The 19,520-nt window shown below is 66.1% G+C and carries 20 protein-coding genes; 12 read left to right on the forward strand and 8 right to left on the reverse strand.

Going from position 1 to position 19,520, the window contains the following annotated elements; all coding sequences use genetic code 11:
- Window positions 1-5 precede the first annotated feature (5 nt).
- The 5 genes from ACWF5H_RS17020 (at window position 6) to ACWF5H_RS17040 (ending at window position 5,212) form a co-directional block, all read left to right on the forward strand.
- Complete coding sequence (locus ACWF5H_RS17020) at window positions 6-1,178, forward strand: DUF6226 family protein (RefSeq protein ID WP_452038288.1); 1,173 nt, start codon at window positions 6-8, stop codon at window positions 1,176-1,178.
- A 56-nt stretch (window positions 1,179-1,234) separates the two neighbouring features.
- Window positions 1,235-2,887, forward strand: a complete 1,653-nt coding sequence (locus ACWF5H_RS17025) for an NAD(P)H-hydrate epimerase (RefSeq protein WP_452038290.1) — start codon at window positions 1,235-1,237, stop codon at window positions 2,885-2,887.
- Window positions 2,888-3,226: 339 nt separating this feature from the next.
- Window positions 3,227-3,637, forward strand: a complete 411-nt coding sequence (locus ACWF5H_RS17030) for a hypothetical protein (protein WP_452038292.1) — start codon at window positions 3,227-3,229, stop codon at window positions 3,635-3,637.
- Window positions 3,638-3,711: 74 nt separating this feature from the next.
- Window positions 3,712-4,752 (forward strand): L-glyceraldehyde 3-phosphate reductase, encoded by a 1,041-nt coding sequence (gene mgrA, locus ACWF5H_RS17035; protein WP_452038294.1) that lies wholly within the window; start codon window positions 3,712-3,714, stop codon window positions 4,750-4,752.
- A 4-nt stretch (window positions 4,753-4,756) separates the two neighbouring features.
- Entirely contained in the window at window positions 4,757-5,212 is a 456-nt protein-coding gene (locus ACWF5H_RS17040) for a GNAT family N-acetyltransferase (RefSeq protein ID WP_452038296.1), read from the forward strand.
- 50 nt (window positions 5,213-5,262) lie between these two features.
- Here ACWF5H_RS17040 and ACWF5H_RS17045 read toward each other — a convergent pair whose 3' ends face one another.
- The gene (locus ACWF5H_RS17045) at window positions 5,263-5,664 is read right to left on the reverse strand and encodes a PLD nuclease N-terminal domain-containing protein (protein ID WP_452038298.1); all 402 of its coding nucleotides are present in this window, start codon (window positions 5,662-5,664) and stop codon (window positions 5,263-5,265) included.
- A gap of 437 nt (window positions 5,665-6,101) precedes the next feature.
- Between ACWF5H_RS17045 and ACWF5H_RS17050 the strand changes: the two genes are divergently transcribed.
- From ACWF5H_RS17050 to ACWF5H_RS17060, 3 genes are all read left to right on the forward strand, one after another.
- The gene (locus tag ACWF5H_RS17050; protein WP_364644454.1) at window positions 6,102-6,518 is read left to right on the forward strand and encodes a hypothetical protein; all 417 of its coding nucleotides are present in this window, start codon (window positions 6,102-6,104) and stop codon (window positions 6,516-6,518) included.
- A gap of 132 nt (window positions 6,519-6,650) precedes the next feature.
- On the forward strand, window positions 6,651-7,820 hold the full coding sequence (locus ACWF5H_RS17055; RefSeq protein WP_452038300.1) for an AI-2E family transporter: 1,170 nt from the start codon (window positions 6,651-6,653) through the stop codon (window positions 7,818-7,820).
- A gap of 63 nt (window positions 7,821-7,883) precedes the next feature.
- The gene (locus tag ACWF5H_RS17060) at window positions 7,884-8,525 is read left to right on the forward strand and encodes a GAP family protein (protein ID WP_452038414.1); all 642 of its coding nucleotides are present in this window, start codon (window positions 7,884-7,886) and stop codon (window positions 8,523-8,525) included.
- A 46-nt stretch (window positions 8,526-8,571) separates the two neighbouring features.
- On the opposite strand, the gene ACWF5H_RS17065 is transcribed toward ACWF5H_RS17060, so the two are convergent.
- Genes ACWF5H_RS17065 through ACWF5H_RS17075 form a run of 3 tightly spaced genes read right to left on the reverse strand, consistent with a single transcriptional unit; the run spans window position 8,572 to window position 10,354 of the window.
- Window positions 8,572-9,033: a DUF3817 domain-containing protein gene (locus tag ACWF5H_RS17065; RefSeq protein WP_452038302.1), complete on the reverse strand. Its 462-nt coding sequence runs from the start codon at window positions 9,031-9,033 to the stop codon at window positions 8,572-8,574.
- 38 nt (window positions 9,034-9,071) lie between these two features.
- The gene (locus ACWF5H_RS17070; protein ID WP_364644465.1) at window positions 9,072-9,923 is read right to left on the reverse strand and encodes a class II glutamine amidotransferase; all 852 of its coding nucleotides are present in this window, start codon (window positions 9,921-9,923) and stop codon (window positions 9,072-9,074) included.
- A gap of 44 nt (window positions 9,924-9,967) precedes the next feature.
- Window positions 9,968-10,354, reverse strand: a complete 387-nt coding sequence (locus tag ACWF5H_RS17075; protein ID WP_364644468.1) for an SHOCT domain-containing protein — start codon at window positions 10,352-10,354, stop codon at window positions 9,968-9,970.
- Between the two features lie 341 nt (window positions 10,355-10,695).
- Between ACWF5H_RS17075 and ACWF5H_RS17080 the strand changes: the two genes are divergently transcribed.
- The 3 genes from ACWF5H_RS17080 to ACWF5H_RS17090 all read left to right on the forward strand — a co-directional run bounded on the left by ACWF5H_RS17080 (window position 10,696) and on the right by ACWF5H_RS17090 (window position 15,423).
- Window positions 10,696-12,123, forward strand: coding sequence for an ATP-binding protein (locus tag ACWF5H_RS17080; protein WP_452038305.1), 1,428 nt, complete (start codon window positions 10,696-10,698; stop codon window positions 12,121-12,123).
- Between the two features lie 62 nt (window positions 12,124-12,185).
- Window positions 12,186-12,818 carry a TetR/AcrR family transcriptional regulator gene (locus ACWF5H_RS17085; protein ID WP_364644474.1) on the forward strand — a complete coding sequence of 211 codons (633 nt, stop codon included), beginning with the start codon at window positions 12,186-12,188 and terminating at the stop codon, window positions 12,816-12,818.
- Between the two features lie 4 nt (window positions 12,819-12,822).
- Complete coding sequence (locus ACWF5H_RS17090) at window positions 12,823-15,423, forward strand: MMPL family transporter (RefSeq protein ID WP_452038307.1); 2,601 nt, start codon at window positions 12,823-12,825, stop codon at window positions 15,421-15,423.
- 42 nt (window positions 15,424-15,465) lie between these two features.
- Here the strand turns inward: ACWF5H_RS17090 and ACWF5H_RS17095 are convergent, their stop codons facing one another.
- The 4 genes from ACWF5H_RS17095 to ACWF5H_RS17110 all read right to left on the reverse strand — a co-directional run bounded on the left by ACWF5H_RS17095 (window position 15,466) and on the right by ACWF5H_RS17110 (window position 17,985).
- Complete coding sequence (locus ACWF5H_RS17095) at window positions 15,466-15,777, reverse strand: MmcQ/YjbR family DNA-binding protein (RefSeq protein ID WP_452038309.1); 312 nt, start codon at window positions 15,775-15,777, stop codon at window positions 15,466-15,468.
- Between the two features lie 98 nt (window positions 15,778-15,875).
- Window positions 15,876-16,172, reverse strand: coding sequence for a hypothetical protein (locus ACWF5H_RS17100; RefSeq protein ID WP_452038311.1), 297 nt, complete (start codon window positions 16,170-16,172; stop codon window positions 15,876-15,878).
- Between the two features lie 42 nt (window positions 16,173-16,214).
- Window positions 16,215-16,598: a hypothetical protein gene (locus ACWF5H_RS17105; protein ID WP_452038313.1), complete on the reverse strand. Its 384-nt coding sequence runs from the start codon at window positions 16,596-16,598 to the stop codon at window positions 16,215-16,217.
- A gap of 49 nt (window positions 16,599-16,647) precedes the next feature.
- Window positions 16,648-17,985: a family 4 glycosyl hydrolase gene (locus ACWF5H_RS17110; RefSeq protein ID WP_452038315.1), complete on the reverse strand. Its 1,338-nt coding sequence runs from the start codon at window positions 17,983-17,985 to the stop codon at window positions 16,648-16,650.
- Window positions 17,986-18,199: 214 nt separating this feature from the next.
- Here ACWF5H_RS17110 and alr point away from each other — a divergent pair, with 214 nt between their 5' ends.
- Window positions 18,200-19,510 (forward strand): alanine racemase, encoded by a 1,311-nt coding sequence (gene alr, locus ACWF5H_RS17115; RefSeq protein WP_452038317.1) that lies wholly within the window; start codon window positions 18,200-18,202, stop codon window positions 19,508-19,510.
- The last annotated feature ends 10 nt before the right edge of the window (window positions 19,511-19,520 follow it).

Genomic DNA, 19,520 nt, shown 5'->3' on the forward strand with positions numbered 1-19,520 from the left:
GCTGCATGGCTGCTGCAGAGGACTTGTTCGAAGGACCGGCCACCGGGCCGCCGCTCCCCGTCTACTCCAGCCGGGCGCTGTACCGGTCGGAGGCGGAAGGACCCGAGGTCCGGCACGTCGCCGGCTACGCATCGTTTGTCGGGTTTTGTGCGCGGCACGGCGAAGATGCTGCTTCTCTGGCGGCCGATCCGGTCCGGTTGCTGGAGTTCCTGCGGGCCAATACTGCCGCGCTGCTGGCTGAAGCTGAACTGGGTAACGCGGCGGAAGTCTTCACCGGCAACACCGTGGTGGCGCAGCGGCCGGACGCCCGGTGGCGCAGCATGGAAGGCGGCATCACCGAGGCCGGGGACCACGAAATGAGCCTGGTCGTCCAGGGCCTGGTGGAGCGGCTGCACGCCGCCGACGTGAATCAGTTTGCGGAGTCGCTGGCCACCATCCGCGACTGGGCCGAGTCGGATCCGGAGCCGTTGCCGCGGTTCGAGGAGCACGACGCGAATCTGCCGCAGCCGGTTCCGTTGCCCGCCGGTTGGAAACCTTACGTTCGGCCGGACCTTCCGATGGAGGTTTACCGGGATGCGGACGGGGCAGAAATCTCCTACGGCATCCGGTGGGGCGACGAGGAAGCAGCCTCGGATTCTTACAGTGTCACCAGCAACACCGATCGCTTCGGCGGCCTCCACGCCGTGGCGGACAGCCTGATTGAACATCTGGCCTCCACCTACGTGGCCAGCATCAGGGACGTCACGGCCGAAACAACTGCCCGGATGCGGGGCCAAGTGCGCGTGCTCCGGGCGGTCCGGGTGGACCCGGCCAGTCCGGATGCGGCGCCGCTGGTCTTCACGTTTACCGATTTCCCCGGGATCCTACTGCACAGCGGTCTGCTGCACAGCACACCGTTTCCGTCCTGCGGCTGCGATGCCTGCGATGAAACCTTGGACTCCGAGGCGGCCGGACTGGAGCAGCACGTGCTCGCCGTGGCGGCCGGGGGCTTCGCGGAGCGCTACCCCCTGGGACAGCACCGGCGTGCCGAATACCAGTTGGTTCGGGTGGATGGCTCAGGCTGGGAAGGCGGCGGCGGCGAGCCGTCCCACGACTACACGGAAGCACAACTCTCCGAGGCCGAACGGACGCTGAAGTTATTGCCGAACGGCTGGCAGCCCTGGCCGCTGCGGCAGTAGCCCGCCTTCTACCGTCCAACCCCCAGCCCGCTCGTTTCCCCGACCGAAAGGACTTCATGATCGAGGCCTGGACGCCGGACCAGATCCGCGCCGCCGAACGCCCGCTGCTTGAGGATGGACATGGTCCGGAACTGATGGCCCGCGCGGCCGCCGGGCTGGCCGCCGGCATCATCCGGGAACTTCAACGCGTGACCGGCCGGGTCTATGGCGCCCGCCTGGTGGTGCTGGCAGGGAGCGGCAACAACGGCGGCGACGCCCTCTTCGCTGCGGCCACGGTGGCGCAGCGCGGCGCCATGACGACGGCGGTGCTCACTTCCGAGCGAGTGCACCCGGAGGCGCTGGCTGCCTTCGAACGGGGCGGCGGCCGGGTGATCCGGCTGGATCCGGAGGCTGCCGGTGGTGCGTCGGCTCTGGCCGACGCGGTTCGGGCGGCGGCAGACATCTGCGCGGGCGCGGACGCCCTGGTCGATGGGATTGTGGGCACCGGTGCCGCCGGCGGACTCCGCGGCCCGGCCCGGGAGCTGGTGCAGACGTTGCTGGATTCCGACGGCGGCTACGGCCGCCGGCCGTTGGTGGTGGCGTGCGACCTGCCCAGCGGCGTCAACGCCGAAACCGGTCAGGTGGACGGCCCTGTGCTGCCCGCAGACCTCACGGTAACCTTCGGCGGGGCCAAGGCGGGTCTGTTCCTCGATCCCGCGGCGGCGCTCGCCGGCAGGATCGAGACGGCGGACATCGGCCTCGGCCGCCTGCTTCCGGAGCCGGGACTGCGGCGGCTCGAACCGCATGATCTGGCCATGCTCTGGCCGGTGCCGCGGCGGACCGACCACAAGTACACCCGCGGGGTGCTGGGCATCGCCGCCGGTTCCGCTTCCTATCCCGGTGCGGCCCTGCTCGCCACCAGGGCGGCGGCGGCCACCGGCGTCGGCATGATCAGGTATCTGGGGCCGTCGGAGGTGTGCCGGCTGATCAACCTGCAAACGCCGGAAGCAGTCTGTTCGCAGGGCGCAGTGGCGGATGCCCGTGTCCAGGCATGGCTGGTGGGCCCTGGAACCGACGGCGACGAGGAACAGCGCGGGCGCGCCCGGGACGCCATGGCTTCCGGGCTGCCGGTGGTTGCCGACGCTGGCGCCTTCGACGTGCTCCCGGCTGAGCTTGGCCCCCATGTTGTCCTGACCCCGCACGCTGGCGAACTGGTCCGGATCCTGGAAGCACAGGGCGTGGCGACGGATCGGGACCATATTGAAGCCTCGCCCGCCGAATTCGCCGCGCTGGCGGCCGGTCTGACCGGCGCCACAGTGCTGCTCAAGGGCGCTGTGACGGTGATCGCCGCACCCAACGGCCTCCTGTTCTGCCAAGACGACGGGCCCGACTGGCTGGCCACGGCGGGATCCGGCGACACGCTCGCCGGGATCCTCGGAGCCCTCGCAGCGACAGTCCGGAGCGAGCAGTTCGAAGCGGCCGGATTCGCGGAACCGGAGCGCTGGGCAGTGGTTGCTGCCATGGCTGCCTGCCTCCACGGCCTGGCCGGGGCTGAGGCGGCGCGACTGGGCGAAGCGGCATCCACACCGTCGCCGGGCGCGGCGGGAGCAGCCAGCGGGCGGTGCGCACCGCCGTCGTTATCCGCGCTGGGCCGGCCGCTGGCTGCATCCGATATCAGCGCCGCAGTCCCTGATGTGGTGGGCAGGATCATCGCCGGCCGGAACCCGTAGCCGCCCGTCCGAAGGGTGGCGGAAGATGGGTCGGTGCACGTCCCGAGGCACCGGAAAAAAGGGCTTTCCGGGGTATCCGGCTTGACCTGTTTCCACTACGCTGTATACACGTGCAAACCGCACCAAAGGGGCACGGGGTGGAGCACTGGAGTCATGATCCTCCCGAGGGATGGCAACCTCTTGTAACCACTAATGGGCCGGGGGCAGTCCCGTGGTTATCCGGCGCAAGTAAGCGGCAGCGGCGACAGAAGGGCCGGGGGCCCCGCCAAGCCGTTGATCGACAGGCGGACGCGCCTTCCGCGTCCGGGCCACCCGGAAATCACGGAAGCACTTTGAGTGATGAAAACTTCAGCAAAATGGCGCGCGTGGTTGCTGATCGCCGGCGTTCTTTGGGGACTTCTCGCCAGCATGGGGCTGGCAGCGCCGGCCAGTGCCAGCAGCATCGCCGCAACGTCTTCGACGTCGCAGGCGGACAGAGGCCGGGGGGCCGACCTGTCGCTGCGGATTTCCGGCCGGGGCGACTACCGGCTACACGGCTCGGACTATGAAGCCAAACGCGTCCATATCTGGATTGTCAATGTTTCCCGTAACCGGGCCGTCAATGATTACTACGTCTGGACCCATCGCGGCGATTTCACCAGCCGTGACGGCGGCCTGCGGTGCGGCCGCACCTACAAGGCTGTCAGCTACAGCAGTGGTGACGGCTGGGTGTCGAGCAACAAGGTCCGGTTCCACTGCGACCGCCGCTAGCAATTCGACCCTCACACAGGTAGCCCGCCGAGGGCCGGTCGGCATCTGCCGGCCCTCGATGGCATGATGAGTGGATGGCGTTTGAAGCTGCACAGAACCGGTACCAGAACATGCCCTACCGCCGGGTGGGACGAAGCGGCTTGAAACTGCCTGCCGTCTCGCTGGGGCTCTGGCACAATTTCGGCGACGACAAGCCGTTTGAGGTACAGCGTGCCATCCTGCGCCGGGCCTTCGATCTGGGCGTGACACACTTCGATCTGGCCAACAACTACGGTCCGCCCGAGGGCAGCGCGGAGACGAATTTTGGTCGGCACATGCGCGAAGACTTTTTGCCCTACCGCGACGAGCTGGTGATTTCCACCAAGGCCGGCTACCTGATGTGGCCGGGGCCGTACGGTGAATGGGGCTCGCGTAAATACCTGCTGTCCAGTCTCGATGCCTCGCTGAAGCGGATGGGGCTGGACTATGTGGACATTTTCTACAGCCACCGGCCGGACCCGAACACGCCGCTGGAAGAGACGATGGGCGCCCTGGACCAGGCGGTCCGTTCCGGCAAAGCCCTGTACGCCGGCATCTCCTCCTACACGCCCGAACAGACCCGGGACGCGGCCCGCATCATGCGCGGACTGGGAACGCCACTGCTGATCCACCAGCCCTCGTATTCGTTGCTGAACCGCTGGGTGGAAGATGCCAGCCCGAGCCTGCTGGAAGTGCTGGACGAGGAGGGCATGGGCTGCATCGCTTTCTCGCCGCTGGCCCAGGGAATGCTCACGGACCGCTACCTGAAAGGCGTCCCGGAGGATTCCCGCGCGGCACAGAACAAGTCGCTGTTCCCGCAAATGCTCTCCGAGGAAAACCTGGACCGTGTGCGCGGGCTGAACGAAATGGCGGAGAACCGCGGTCAGTCGCTGGCGCAAATGGCCATCGCCTGGGTGCTGCGCGAGCAGTCGAAGGGCTCGCCGGTGACCTCGGCGCTGATCGGGGCGTCCAGCGTCACGCAGCTGGAGGGCAGCCTCGCCGCCGTAGCCACGCTCAGTTTCACGGGCGAGGAAGCCGCCGCCATCGACCGGTTTGCGGTGGACTCCGATATCAACATCTGGAAGCCGAAAAGCTAGCTCCGTGGACCGTCCCGCCGCGACAGACGAGACGCCTCTGGACGTCCGCCTCACCGATGCGGCCGCGCTGGAGTTTGATCAGGTTCTCGCCTTATACGATGCCGTCGGTTGGACCGCCTACACCTCGTCGCCGGAGACGGTCTCGGCTGCCCTATCCGGTTCCACCGCCATCGCCGTTGCCCACGCCGGCACCGAACTGGTTGGGCTGGCCCGGGTGATATCCGACGGGGCATCGATCTGCTATCTGCAGGACGTGCTGGTCCGTCCGGCCTTCCAGCGGCGGGGGATCGGCCGACGGCTGGTGCGGTTGGTGTTGCGACCGTTCTCCCACGTCCGGCAAAAGGTCCTGCTGACGGATGACGAGGCAGGCCAGAAGGCGTTCTACGAATCCCTTGGCTATACGCAGGTCACCGACAACGACGGCGGCGCCTTGCGTGCCTTCGCCCGGTTCGACGACTGACGTCCCGCCCGCGCTGGGTGGCGGGCGGGGGAATGCCCCGAGGATCTTCGTTAGGGCACGCGGAGGCCGTGGAGCGCGTGCTTCTTGATGGCCGAATACTCGTCGGCGGAGATCGTGCCCATATCCAGCAGGGATTTCGCTTTCGCGATCTCGTCGCTGGGACTGGTTCCGGCGACGTCCCCAATGTATTTGTTGACCGCTTCCTGCGTGTCCAGGGCGCGTTGCTGGCTTCTTTCGGCCATGCCGGTTCCCCGCGCTATGAGATAGACCAGCACCGTGAGGAAGGGGAGGAAAATCAGGAAGACGATCCATATGGCCTTCCACCAGCCATTCAGCGATCGGTCTCTAAACAGGTCGGCGACGACGGAAAACAGCGTAATGAGGTAGGCGACAAACGCGACCGTCCAAAAGAGGAACCAGAAGAAGTCCCAAAAGTCTTCCCATAAGTTCACGATCAGTCCTCTCGGTCGCGCCCTGGAGGCAATGGCAACGGTATGCACTGTCCCGCCACGTTGCCTGCGTTCTAGGCTTAAGGATCGTCGTCCATCGTCGCAGGCACCTCATCCATTCCGGGTGAGGTAGGTGGCGGCGGGCTTCCGTCTGCTCGGCCCACCGCTTTCCGGCTCGTCTTTGCGTCTGATCGCGGGCCTGGGTGCGCGCCCTTCCTCGGACAGAGCACCGCCGTCGGGCTCTTCCTCGATGCCAACTGGCTTCCTCCCGGCCTTCAAACGGCGTTATCCGCGAAAAGCCCTCTCCTACAGGAGCCGAATTCACCCCCGGTGGGTGAAGCACACCACCAGCGGCCCGACCCACACTTGAAGTGTCTGTAAACCTGTCTGCCAATGGCCGACGGCGCCGGCGCGACCGGTATCCAAGAGAGGAACAGTCAATGTCGAAACAACACCCGGTTTTGCTAGGAACTGCCGCTTTAGGGCTGGCCGTGGGGATGCTGACGGGCTGCTCCGCCAGTCCCGAGGAGAATGTTGCCAAAGCCTGCGGGGCATCCGATGCCTTCACCGCCGCCCTGCAAAACTTTCGAGACACCCTGACGCCGGATGCCACCATCGATGAGATCCGCTCGGCCCGGGAAGAGGTGAGCAACACCTTTAACGATCTCAAGGGGGCAACCACAAACGTGGCGAAGGACCGGACCGACGCCCTGGCTTCCGCCATGGACGAGCTGAAGGCTGCCGTGGACGACGTTCCCGATGACGCCACCGTTCGGCAAGCGGTTACTTCCTTGAAGAACGAAGCAGACAACGTCAAATCCGCTCGTGACGGCGTAGCAAGCGAGCTCAACTGTTAAGTCCGATGCCTCGAGGGCTGGCTGGTCCAGGACCGGAGAAGCGTACCCGGTCTGCCGGGAAGCGCCGCATCCGTCCCCTTCTGACAACACATCCGCGACCCTAGACTACGACTAGCGGCGAAGGAGGGGGCAATGCAGCCTGAATCACCGGTACCCGAAGGGTCCGAACCGGTCCCGCGTCCTGGCCTTCCCCGCGCTACCACCATTCTGCTTGCCCTCGGCGGCGCAACCGTGGCAGCCTTCGGCATCGCCGCGATCCGGGGGATCTTCACACCAATATTCCTGGCGTTGGTGATCACCATCTGCGTGCATCCGGTCCGGCGCTGGTTGCAGCAGCACGGAGTACCACGGGGAGTTGCCACCGGCGCCACCATCGCCGCCGGATTCGCCGTGCTGATCGGCCTTTCCGTTGTCCTGCTTGCAGCACTCGCTCAGTTCTCTGCGCTGCTGCCGCAATACGCTCCCCAGCTGCACCAGCTGGGCGCCTCTATCGCCCAAATGCTGGAGTCGGTGGGAGTCGGCTCCGAACAGGCGCAGACTGTACTGCAGGCATTCACCCCCGGCCGCATCATCGGGGTCATCACCGATTTGCTGGGGAACATCACTGGTCTTATCGGCGTACTGGTGATCATCCTGACGATGCTCATTTTGATGGCCATTGACGGAGGACGAGTGGCCGCCCTCCTGACCCATCTGCAGCCCCATCGGCCGGCCATGGCCACTGCCTTCAGCGGCTTCGCCGTCGACGTACGCCGTTATACCGTGGCCACCGCCATCCTGGGAGCTGCCCAGGGCCTGTTCAACTGGCTCGTCCTGTTTATCCTGCAAGTGCCCGGCGCCATGGCCTGGGGGGTGCTGTCGTTTATCTGCAGCTTCATTCCCAACATCGGTTACTTCATCGCCATTATTCCGCCGCTGGTCTTTGGCGCCCTGAGCGGGGGCTGGCCCGTTGTCCTCGCCGTCATACTCACCTACGGCGTGATTAACAGCGTCATCCAGTCGATCATTCAGCCCAAGTACATTGGCAATGCGGTCTCCCTCAGCGAGACTTTGACCTTTGTCTCGGTGCTATTCTGGGCCGTCGTCCTCGGAGCAGTGGGTGCCATCCTCGCCGTTCCGCTGACCTTGCTGGTCCGCACCATCCTCCTCGACTCGGACCCAACCAAGGTCTGGCGTCGGGCTTTGACGGGGGACAAGAAGGACATCGAATCCGCCCTGAGGCTCGAAGACGACGCCATCCGCTCCCGCCGCCCACGGAGGAAACCGGACCGCCCGCACCCCGATGGCACGCGGAAGAAATGATGTCGCGGCACGCTGCCGTCAGGGCCGAGTGAGCACCGCGTGCTGCAACTCATCGTGAGCCTTGTGCCGGTCGCCGTAGCCGGGGCGATGAGCACGGTGCCGGCCAGCATCACCATCATCATTCTGCTCTCGCCTCGTCCACGGCGGCGTGCCTTGGCGTTCCTGATCGGCACCATCGCCGGGTCGGTCGTGATCGTGGGTCTTTCTTCGGTTGGGCTGGGCCTCATGCCCGTCATTCCGAGGTGGAACGAGGATGAGCTGACGGCCGCGCTGGGCCTGGTGATCGGAGCCTTCCTGATCGGCTACGCCGTCTACCTTTTCCGGCGCAAGGGCACAGGGGAGAGCGCCATGCTGGGCAAGATCACCGCACGGTTACAGTCCGCCCGCACGTGGGAATTCATCGGACTGGGCCTGGGACTGAATCTGCGTCCGAAGGCACTCCTGCTGGCCATCACCGCAGGGGTGCTGATCAGCGTCCAAGAGCCGTCACCCCTTGAGGGAGCCTTATTGGTTCTCGGCTATGCGGTTGTCGCCCAGTCGGCCGTCGTCCTGCCGATTACCTATTGGGTTCGGGCGCCGGAACGAGCCGAAGGGCAGCTGGCGGCCGCCTATGCCTGGTTACAACGAAACGGCCGACTGGTGACGGCGGTGACGATACTCGCCATAGGTGCCTTTATCGGAGGCTACAGCCTGCTCCATCTCTGATGCCGGCGGGAGGTAAACCCGGCTTTGGAAAGCAGCGGCCCACGAACTACGAAAACCAGGTGCCGGGCGGGCCCAGGAACAGCAGGACGCTGAAGACCACTGCCACCGCTGCGAGGGCCACCACGACGGCGGTGACCGGCTTGGTGAGCACCCACGCCTGAAGCTTCTCCAGCACACCCCGTGGCCGCTCGCCGCCGGCAGCCAGCCGCCATCCGCCGTCGAGTCTGCCGCGGCGCTCCATCGCACGTTCCATAGGAATCGTGGCATAAGGGACGAAGGCTGCAGCCAGCGCCAGCGTGCCCTGGCCGAGGGACCATTTCTGGTTCACCCAGGTGAAGCAGGTGCTGGTCACATAGCAGAGGAAGACGAAGCCGTGCAGGCCGCCGCCGATTCTCACGCCGAGTTCGGTGGTGTGGGTGCCGTATTTCAGTACCAGACCGGCCAGAAGCAAGGTCCAGGTGACGGCCTCGGCTAGAGCGACGGTCCGGAACAGGGTGCGCGGAGACACATGCGGTCCTTGGGTTGGGGAAGGGGTTCCCTCCCAAACTACCGTCCAGAGGTCGTTGCGGCTGAATCCTCGGGTGTGAATGGATGCGTGCTTACTTCGCCGTCATGTACAACGACGCAGGTTGACTCCGGCACTTCCTCCCAGGCTCCCTGCAGATCGCCCAATGGTTCGGATACCACCAACCGTGCATCGTCGGAGACCAATTTCAGCATGGGGTTGTCGGGATACTGGGCTCTCAGGGTCGCGACGTCTGTGCTGTGGAACAAGGAGCGCGACCGGCCTTCGCTGGAGTAGCGGAAGGCCCAGGTGGTGTCCCCGTCGGTAGTGGCGACGGTCATCTGCAGCGGGTTTTCGATGCCGTGGTTTTTGCCGGTGCTTTCGATGAGCCCAACTGCGGAAGCTACCGCTGCCGGCGGGTCCTGCTCCAGACCGAAGGTGAGCGCGAGCATGAAGAACACTTCGGAGTCTGTTGATCCTTCGATCAGGGGGAAGAGGCCAGGCTCCACGGCCAGCACCAGGTCCCGCCGGACCTTCGGAAAGTCCCTGATGAGCCCGTTGTGCATCCACAGCCAATGCCCGTGGCGAAATGGATGGCAGTTCGTCTGCTGCACGGCCGAGCCGGTGGAGGCGCGGATGTGCGCGAATACACGGCCGGAGGACGCGTGGGACGAGAGTTCCTGCAGGTTGCGGTCGTTCCACGCGGGTTCCGTGCTGCGGAAGATCCCCGGCGTAGGCAAGTTGCCGTACCAGCCAACGCCGAAGCCGTCTCCATTGGTGGTTTCAGCACCCAAGCGGGAGTGTTTGCTCTGCATGACGAGCGAATTGGCAGGTTTGAATAACAGGTCGTCCAAGTGCACGGGCGATCCCGAATACGCCAGCCAGCGGCACATGGCTACCTCCTCTGGGCGCAAATAGCACCAGGTCAGCGCCGGCGTCAGGCCAGGACGCGGGTCTTGATCTTCGTGTAGTCGCTTTCGGTGATGGTTCCGGAGTCCAAAAGCGCTTTAGCCTTCGAGATTTCCTCGCTGGGACTCGTCCGGGCGACATCGCGGATGTACGACTCGGTGTACTCCTGATTGATGCGTGCGCGCTCGGCCGAACGTTCCGTCATGCCGGAGCCCCTGGCGATGAGATAGATCAAGGCCGTCAGGAACGGTACGAAGATCAGGAAAATCATCCAGACTGCCTTGAGCCAGCCGTTGAGAGTGTGGTCGCGGAAAATATCGCCAATAATCATGAACACAGCGATCAAGTAGGTCGTGAAGGCGAAAACCCAAACAAACCACCAGATGATGCTCCAGAAGTTCTCCCAGAAGTCCATCGGAAATCCTATTCATTATGTTGGCCCATGACCGTAAATATTGCGGCCCGGGATGATTCCCCTCAAACGCAACCCCGCAGGCTTATCCAGCGGACTGCCTTCTCAGGCGCCGTCGGAGATTCGTGGCACGTGAGCCTCCGATAGGTAGAGCTAGTATCGTCCGGCTGTCAGAGCCGGCACCTCATCCTGCAAGGGTGAGATTCCGGGGCTGGTTCAACGGCCTTTGGGCACCCTCAGCGGCGGCAGCATTCTCCCTTGTGCGGGCCCGGAATGCTTGGGAAACTCAAGGCGGAGCTAATGCAGTCCGCTGAATTCAAGCCACGCTTTCGGGAGCCGGGACAATGGCCGCAGACCAAGCCGATGACCACTCACTAGCAGCTGACGGTTTCATGGCCGCGTCCGTGGACGGGCGTTCCTTCAGCTTTCAGGGCGTGGGCCGGGAACGGCTTGATCTAGGTTCACTGGTTTCCATCGACGTGCCCGACCGGCTGCCGATGATGGGCCAGATCCATCAGCTCCGCATGGGGGAAAGCGGCGTCATGAGCGGCTCGGGGCGGATCATAGGTTCCTTCAATTCGGAAGGAATGGTCACACCGGTCCCCGCCGCGGGGTTTCGTGAGGCGCGGATCGCCGCCGCAGACCGGAGCCTGGTCGAGTTGCTCCATTCTTCCTCGGGCGCCCTGTTGGAGATTGGTACTTTCACGAACACGGACCGCTTCGACGCACGGTTGATTCCGAAAAAATTCAACCGCCATACGTTTTGGTGCGGCCAAAGCGGCTCAGGAAAAACCTATGCCTTGGGCGTTGTCCTTGAGGAGATACTGCTGCGGACCAGGCTGCCGATGGTGATTCTCGACCCCAACGCAGACTTCGTACTGCTGGGTGAATCGGCCGACAAAGCAGCGGCCGGGTCCGCTGCCCCGCTGGGCTCCCGGAGCGTCCGCGTCTTGCGTCCGAATGTCGAGGGAGCGGAGCCGCTGCGTGCCCGTTTTTCAACCATGTCGACTCGATCCCAGGCGGCGGTACTGCGCCTAGACCCCTTGATTGACCGGGCGGAGTACAACGACTTCCTGCATATAGAAAACTTCATCGGGGGAGCCGAGCCGGAGTCCATCGTCGAACAGTTGCGGAGGGCCCAATCACCAGGGTCCGATGCCTTGGCATCCCGGATTGAAAACCTCAGGCTCGCTGAATGGCGCGTGTGGGCACGCCACGACGCCGCGGCTTCGGAGATCCTCGCCGGCCGACCGGACGCTACCGTACTCGATTTGGGCGGGTTCGATTTCGCCGAAGAGTCCCTCGTGGTGGTCCTGTCCGTCCTCGACAGCCTCTGGGCTGCCCGGGATGCTCGAGAGCCGCTGCTTATCGTGATCGATGAGGCCCATAATCTCTGCTCATCCGAGCCTGGCAGCCCTTTGCAGCGAGCCGTGCGCGAACGCATCATCCAAATTGCCGCCGAAGGGAGGAAGTTCGGTTTGTGGCTGCTCCTGTCGACCCAGCGGCCGTCCAAGCTCGACCCGGACATCATCTCGCAATGCGACAATCTGGCCCTCATGAAGATGAGCTCGCCGAGCGATCTGGACGGGCTGGCGTCCACCTTCGGGTTTGTTCCGCGGACCTTCCTCGAACTATCCCCGTTCTTTCGGCAGGGCGAGGCCCTCTTTGCCGGCGGATTCGTTCCAGCGCCCGGCCTGGTAACGGTGCGCACTCGATTGACGCGGGAGGGCGGCTCCGATGTACGCGTACCGATGAGGGAGATGCCTACGTAAGCGTCCTCCGTGCACACCGGGCAATTTTGCATGGTGTGCAAGTTTGGTTCTAAGCTGTGGGGGTGAACGTAGACAGCGGGGTCCCTCTGGAGGGGCGGCGCGAAAAGAACAAGGTGGCAACCCGCGCAGCCATGACCGCTGCGGCGTTGCGGCTCGCCCGCGAGCATGGGCCCGGCGGCTTCACCGTTGACCAGTTGGCCGTCGAGGCGGGAGTCTCGCGTCGGACCTTCTTCAATTACTTTCCGTCCATCGAGGCAGCGGTCACGCTGCCGGTGGAGGAATTCCTGGAAGAGTCTTTCGCACGGCTCGATGAGCGCTCCGCCGACGAACCGATCATGGACGCCGTGCTCGCCACTTTGGGCGGGGACATTAGCCAGGAACGGCTGGCGCTGCTCTGCGAGATCTACCAAATGGGTGCCGACGACGCGCAGCTTGAACGCATGCAGTTGCAGATCTGGCGCCAGGCCCAGCAGTCGCTCGAAGACGGGCTGCGCCACCGTCTGCCGGAGAGCGCCGGCGAACTGACGGTCACCGCGCTCGCCGGATCGCTGATTGCCTGTGCCCAGGCTGCCATGCGGATGGCAGCCACCCAGACGCCCGACGGCGAGGCACCTCCGCCGTCGGCCTTCCGGCAGCAACTGCTGGAGAGCCTCGACCTGCTGCGTACCGGTTTCAACATCAACTCCAAGGACTAATCGCATGGCTTCACTGCTCTACAGACTCGGCAAGCTGGCCGCGCGCAAGCGCTGGTGGTTTGTCTCTGCATGGCTGGTAATCATGGTGGCCGTCGGCGCTTCCGTCGCAGCCTTCATGGGCACGCTGTCCAACAGCTTTACCATTCCGGGCACCCCCGCACAGGCGGTGGCGGACGAGCTGCAGGAGAAACTGCCGGACGCCTCCGGCGGACTCGGCACCATTGTGTTCACGACGGCGGACGGCACGGCATTCACTGCCAAGCAGGAGGAGGCCATTGCCCAGATCTCCGCGGACCTGACCGACCTGGACGCGGTCAAGCGCGCCACGGATCCGGTGGACCTGCAGGCCTCGCTGGACACCGCACCGGAGAAAATTGCCGACGGCGAAGAGAAACTGGAAGCCGCGGCGCAGAAGCTCGACGACGGCCGGGCCGAACTGGATTCAGGCAAGGCACAGCTGGAGCCGGGGCTGCAGCAAGTACAGGCCGCGGAGGCACAGATCGAGCAGCTCGAAGCCGCCGGCCAAACCGCCATGGCCGAGCAGGTCCGTGCCCAGCTGGAGCCGCAGCGGGCCCAGCTGGAAGAGGCGCAGGCGCAGCTGGACGAAGCCGAGCAGCGGCTGGAGGACGGCCGGGCCGAGTATGAGACCGGGGTTGCCGATCTGGAAGCGGCCAAGCTGCAACAACAGTCATCGGACGGACTCAGGTTCGTAGCCGAGGACGGTTCGGCCGCCTTCGTCCAGGTCCAGTTCGAACAGGACATGATGTCGGTCTCCAAGGAGGACCGCGAACAGGTCCAGCAAGTCACCGAAGCCGGCTTGGTTTCCGGCCTCCAGGCGGAGTACAGCAAGGACATCGTCGAAGACATTTCCAGCCTGTTCGGTGCGGCCGAGGTCATCGGTATTGCCGTGGCTGCCGCGGTGCTGGTGTTGATGCTCGGCACGCTGCTGGCTGCCGGGCTGCCGCTGCTGATGGCGCTGGTCGGCGTCGGCGTCGGGGTAGGCGGCACCATGGCCCTGAGCGGTCTGGTCGAGATGAGTTCCGTTTCGCCGGTGCTGGCGCTGATGCTCGGGCTGGCCGTGGGCATCGACTATTCGCTGTTCATAGTGAACCGCCACCGCACCCAGATGCTGTCCGGTGTCCCGCTGGCCGAGTCCATCGGCCGTGCCACCGGAACCTCCGGCAACGCGGTGCTCTTCGCCGGGCTCACCGTGATCATCGCGCTCGCCGCGCTGGCCGTGCCGGGCATTCCGTTTCTGACCGTGCTGGGACTGGCCGGAGCCGCAACGGTGGCCGTCGCCGTCGTCGTTGCCCTGACCCTGACCCCGGCGCTGCTGGCCATCATGGGCCGGCGCATCCTCTCCAACCGGGCCTGGGCCAAGGCCGGGCTGACCGGCCCGGTGGCCGCCGGTGCCCAGGTTTCGGCGCCGGGACACGAATTCCACAACGATCCGAAGCGCAGCTGGGGCAAGTCGGTCACCAAACACCCGTGGCTGGCGCTGATCGCTGGCGTGGCCGTGCTGGGCATGATGGCAGTGCCGGCCGCCGAGCTGCGGCTGGGCCTGCCGGATGGCAGCTCCGAACCGGCGGACTCGACGGCCTACCAGTCCTACACCCAGCTGGGCGAAAACTTCGGCGAAGGAATCAACGGTCCGTTGATCGTGGTGGCCGACCTGCCGGCCGGACTGGAGGGGGCTGAGACGGACGAGACGCTGCTGAAGCTCTCGCAGGAACTGCGCGCCATGGATCATGTGTCCGCCGCCGTTCCGACCGGCACCAGCGAGGACGGCCGCACCGCGGTGCTGCAGGTCATTCCGGAGGAAGGCCCGGCCGCCGAAAGCACCGAGGATCTGGTCCACAACCTGCGGGCCCAGACGGACGCTCTCGAGGCGAGCACCGGCGTCGGGATTTCGGTCACCGGCCAGCCGCCGATGCAGATCGATGTGTCGGACAAGCTGGCGGACGCCATGCCGGTCTACCTGGCCATCGTCATCGGGCTCTCGCTGATCCTGCTGCTGCTGGTCTTCCGCTCCATCCTGGTGCCGCTGCTGGCTACCGCCGGTTTCCTGCTCTCGCTGGGGGCCAGCTTCGGCGCCGTCGTGGCCATCTATCAGTGGGGCTGGATGGGCAACGTGTTCGATGTGCATGACCCGGGGCCCATCCTGAGCTTCCTGCCGATGATCATGATCGGCGTGCTCTTTGGCCTGGCGATGGACTACCAGATGTTCCTGGTCTCCGGTATGCGTGAATCGTATGCGCACGGCGAAGACGCCAGGGCCGCCGTGGTCAGCGGCTTCAACCACGGCGCCAAGGTGGTCACGGCCGCGGCCATCATCATGGTCTCCGTTTTCGCCGGGTTCATCTTCTCCCATCTGACCATGGTCCGGCCGATCGGCTTCGCGCTGGCACTGGGTGTGCTGCTGGACGCCTTCGTGGTCCGGATGACGCTGATCCCGGCGGCCATGCATCTGTTCGGCAAGGCCGCATGGTGGATGCCCCGGTGGCTGGACAAGATCCTGCCGGACGTGGACGTGGAAGGCGCCAAGCTGGTTCAGCAGGTGGAAACGCCCGAGCAGGACCAGGCCCTCGCGGCCGGAGTCCGCTAGGAACGCGGACCCGAATCAACTGCCGGCGGCCGGCACCATCCCTCAGGGAAGGTGCCGGCCGCCGGCGATCCTGAACGATTCGTCAAGCAGTTCTTCGAGCTCGGCCGGTGAAACCTTGGCCAAGTGCAGGAGCACCAGTTGCGGCGACCGGTCATGATGCGGCGTCCAGAAGAAAACGTCCGGATGCGTGCCGGCCAGGGCCTCCCGTTCCTCGGTCTTGACGGTCAGCACGCCCGGCTCCCAGATGCGGGCCATGAGCGTCTTCGCGAACCACGCCGGCCGGCCCCAGCTGGACCGTTCGGTGACACCGGGCAGGGCCAGGCAGAGGCGGCGCGCATCGTCCTCGGTGGGCATGCACTTACCTTGCCACCGTTCCGACCGCCGGCGCCAGCGCCGTCGGCGGTCGATCCGGACCACGCGTTGCCCGGCCGGCAGGCAGTTCCGGCGGGGCCTCAGCCTTGCGGGCTGTTTCCGTCGTCGCGGTCGGCGGGGCCGCCGGCCTCGCTCTGGTCGCCGGGTTTGGGCTTGTCACCGGGGATCGGGGCGGGGGCCGGAGCTTGCTGCTGCCGTTCCTGTTCGATCCGCGCCTCGTAGCGGCCCGGGGCGAAGATCTCCTCCATCGCGCCGAACATGCCGGAGAGCCCCGAAGACCCCGGACCGCCACGCCACGGCCGGGACGCCATCGCCACGGTCGCGGCGATGATCAACGCCACCAGGCCCACGGCGATCAGGCCGCCAACGAAGTCCATGTGGTGATTATGTCCCAGGAAGCCGGCGGCGGCGAGGCTCGCTCAGCCGGCCTTCGGATGGCGGGCGGCCCGGGCTGCGTTGCGCAGGAAAACGGCCACAACCGCTGTGGCGAAAGCGGGCAGGTAGAACCAGCCAACCGTTGCCGTGGCCAGCGCGATGAACCCAAACAACAAGGCGCAGCAGATGATGCCGGCCAGCCAGGCAGCGCGGCGGGGAACCAGCAGCGGAAGCAGCGTCAACAGCGGCGGAACAGCCAGCGGAATGAGGATGGTCCCCGGACTGGCCTGGAGCAGCGTGAGCGTTTCGATGCTGCGTTCCGGCTCGGCTCCGGGGGAGCCGGACACCGTCTCCTGCACGACCGTGGGCAGGAACAGGGCGGCGGCGCTGGCCGCCAGTGCCAGTAAGAAGGCCGCAGCCTGGACCACGGTCGGGACTCTCGACGCTGAACCGCTGGTGCCCGGCCCCTGTTCCATCTCAGTTCCAGCGGTATCCGTGGGCCTGTTCGTAGGCCTCGAGCAGCCGATGGGCCACGTGGCCGGAGGTGATCAGCGGGTGGATCATAAAGGCCCGCAGCGCGGCAGCACGGTCGCCCTGCCCGCCGCGGATGACTTCCTGCTCCACTGCTTTGATTTGGGTCATCAAGCCGGCTTGGTGCAGGCTCAGCGGCTTCACCGGCAGGGGACGGGCGCCTTCCGCGTCGACCTCCGAGGGTACCTCGATGACGGCGTCCTCCGGCAGTTGCGGGATGGTCCCGGCATTGCGGACGTTGAGGATCTGCTCGCTGCGCTCGCCGGTTAGCAGGGCACGCATCACGTCCAGCGCAACGTGCTCGTAGCCGCCTGCGGCTCGATCCTCCTCATCGCGGGAAACGCCGATCTCGCGGGCCTCGGACAGGTAGCTTTCCTCACGGCGCCGCAGGGCGTCTTCCCATTCCGCGTACGGCGTTCCGGAGGCCTGCAGCCTGCCGTACAACTCCTGCTGCAGTTCGTGGATGGACTCGCCGCGGGTCTGGGCCGCCCCGGCCAGCGCCATAGTGGCTTCGCGTCGGAAGTAGTAATAGAACAGGTAGGCATTGGGGATGACGCCGAGGATCTGCAATTCCCGGGTCCCAAAGATGCGGCCCTCCTCAAACGACTGCAGCCTGCCGGGGTCGGCGAGCAACTCCGGAAGGCGGTCCCCGCCGTCGCGCTCCAATCCGCGCAGCCACCCCAAATGGTTCAACCCCACATAGTCCACTCCCGCCAACGAGCCGCGGCGAAGCGGGGCACCGGCGGCCTTGGCGGAGCGGCGGACCAGCCCGAGGGGCGTGTCGCAGATGCCGATCACCCGGTGGCCGAGCACCGGCAGCAGGGCTTCGGTGACCAGCCCGGCGGGATTGGTGAAGTTGATCAGCCACGCGCCGGGGCTCAGCTCGCGCAGCCGGTTGGCGATATCCAGTGCGGCGGGGACTGCACGCAGGCCGCAGGCAATGCCTGCCGCTCCGGTGGTCTCCTGACCCAGCAGGTTCAGCCGGCTGGCAATGCGTTCGTCCTGCGTCCTGCCCTGCGTGCCGCCGGGACGAATGGCTGAGAAGACGACGTCGGATCCGGCCAGCGCGTCGTCGAGGCTGCGCGCGGACTCAATCCTCGGCGGCCGGACGCCCCCGGGCAGCGGAGCGTCCGCCAGCACCCGGGCGATCGCCTGCTGGCGGCCCGCGTCCACGTCGTGGAGTACCAGCCGGTCCACCAGTCCCGCCGCCGGCCCCTCGGCCAGCGCACGGTAGACCAGCGGCACGCGGAACCCGCCGCCGCCCAGAATGGCAAGTGTTGCCACCGCTTCCCCCGAACATTGACATTGGATAACAATCGGCGGACCCGAGCCCGGGACGCGACCCTTGCTTGTATTGTGCCAGCTAGGGCAAACCACGCATCCTTGCCGCGTGAATCCGCGGCCCGGTCGAAGGGCCCTGCCGGCGTGTCCCATGCGGTGCCCGTGCTCCGCGTAACCCTTCAGCTGGAAAGCAAGCTTCGGATGGGAGAATAAATCCGTGAGCTCTACAACGTCACCGCTGCCCTATGACCGTCAAGCCGTCATCAACCTGGACGCGATCCGCGCCAACGTGCGGCACCTGCGTGAGATCGCAGCCCCCGCCCGCGTGATGGCGGTGGTCAAGGCGGACGCCTACGGCCACGGCGCCATTCCCGTGGCCCGCGCCGCACTGGAAGCCGGTGCCGGCTGGCTGGGCGTGGCCCACTTCACCGAGGGTCTGGCCCTGCGGGAAGCGGGCATCGACGCCCCCATCCTGGCCTGGCTGCACACCCCGGATACCGACTTCGCCGCCGGCATCGAGGCGGGGATCGACGTGGGCGTTTCCGGCTGGGAGCTGGAACCGGTGGTCAAGGCCGCCCGACAGCTGGAACGTCCCGCGCGCGTGCACCTGAAGATTGACACCGGCCTGGGCCGCAACGGCTGTCCGCCGGCGCTCTGGGAAGACCTGGTCAACCGGGCCGTGGAGTACCAGGAACAGGGGCTGCTGCGCGTGGTGGGCGTGTTCTCCCACTTGGCCGTTGCCGATGAACCGCACCGTCCCGAGACGGACGAGCAGGTGGACCGCTTCCGGGAGGCTGTGGCGGTGGCAGAGAACGCCGGCTTGGATCTGGAGGTCCGGCACCTGGCCAACACGCCCGGCACGCTCAGCCGCCCGGATGCACACTTCGACATGGTCCGCGTGGGCCTGGGCATCTACGGGCTGTCGCCCTTTGACGGGCAGAGCCCCGAGGAACTGGGGCTGGTGCCGGCCATGACGCTGCGCGCCCGGGTGGCCAACTGCAAGCAGGTACCGCCCGGCCAGGGCGTCTCCTATGGGCTGAACTACCTGACCACCGAGCCCACCACGCTGGTCCTGGTGCCGCTGGGCTATGCAGACGGCATCCCGCGCAGCGCCTCCGGCGTCCAGGTGGCCATCGAGGGCAAGCGCTACGACGTGGTGGGACGGGTGGCCATGGACCAGTTCGTGGTGGATTTGCGGACCAGCAACGCCCGCGACCTCACCGGCGAGGAAGTGATCGTCTTCGGCCCGGGCCCGGATGTTCCCGATGCCCACGACTGGGCGGTCGCCGCCGGCACCATCAACTATGAGATTGTCACCCGGGTGAGCCCGCGCGTCCCGCGCTACTACACCGGGACCGCCGAGGACCAGGACGACGGCGGGGAAGCCGCTCCCATGGCGGAAGCGGCGGGGCTTACCGCGTCCGCGGCGGAACAGGCCGCCGCAGCCGCCCAGGTCCGCGCCGCCTTGCCCGCGGCGGACGACCGGAACACGGACAGCGCCGGGGACGCCGGCGCAGTGCTGGCATGACCGGCGGCGG

The sequence above is a fragment of the Arthrobacter sp. NPDC055138 genome (assembly GCF_053607305.1).

Excerpts from the sequence above, each read along its gene's own strand:
- ACWF5H_RS17055 (WP_452038300.1), top strand. The coding sequence starts at position 6,651 with ATGCAGCCTGAATCACCGGTACCCGAAGGGTCCGAACCGGTCCCGCGT.
- ACWF5H_RS17100 (WP_452038311.1), bottom strand. The coding sequence starts at position 16,172 with ATGGACTTCGTTGGCGGCCTGATCGCCGTGGGCCTGGTGGCGTTGATC.
- ACWF5H_RS17090 (WP_452038307.1), top strand. The coding sequence starts at position 12,823 with ATGGCTTCACTGCTCTACAGACTCGGCAAGCTGGCCGCGCGCAAGCGC.
- ACWF5H_RS17070 (WP_364644465.1), bottom strand. The coding sequence starts at position 9,923 with ATGTGCCGCTGGCTGGCGTATTCGGGATCGCCCGTGCACTTGGACGAC.
- ACWF5H_RS17050 (WP_364644454.1), top strand. The coding sequence starts at position 6,102 with ATGTCGAAACAACACCCGGTTTTGCTAGGAACTGCCGCTTTAGGGCTG.
- ACWF5H_RS17095 (WP_452038309.1), bottom strand. The coding sequence starts at position 15,777 with ATGCCCACCGAGGACGATGCGCGCCGCCTCTGCCTGGCCCTGCCCGGT.
- mgrA (WP_452038294.1), top strand. The coding sequence starts at position 3,712 with ATGGCGTTTGAAGCTGCACAGAACCGGTACCAGAACATGCCCTACCGC.
- ACWF5H_RS17030 (WP_452038292.1), top strand. The coding sequence starts at position 3,227 with ATGAAAACTTCAGCAAAATGGCGCGCGTGGTTGCTGATCGCCGGCGTT.
- ACWF5H_RS17080 (WP_452038305.1), top strand. The coding sequence starts at position 10,696 with ATGGCCGCAGACCAAGCCGATGACCACTCACTAGCAGCTGACGGTTTC.
- ACWF5H_RS17025 (WP_452038290.1), top strand. The coding sequence starts at position 1,235 with ATGATCGAGGCCTGGACGCCGGACCAGATCCGCGCCGCCGAACGCCCG.
- ACWF5H_RS17020 (WP_452038288.1), top strand. The coding sequence starts at position 6 with ATGGCTGCTGCAGAGGACTTGTTCGAAGGACCGGCCACCGGGCCGCCG.
- ACWF5H_RS17075 (WP_364644468.1), bottom strand. The coding sequence starts at position 10,354 with ATGGACTTCTGGGAGAACTTCTGGAGCATCATCTGGTGGTTTGTTTGG.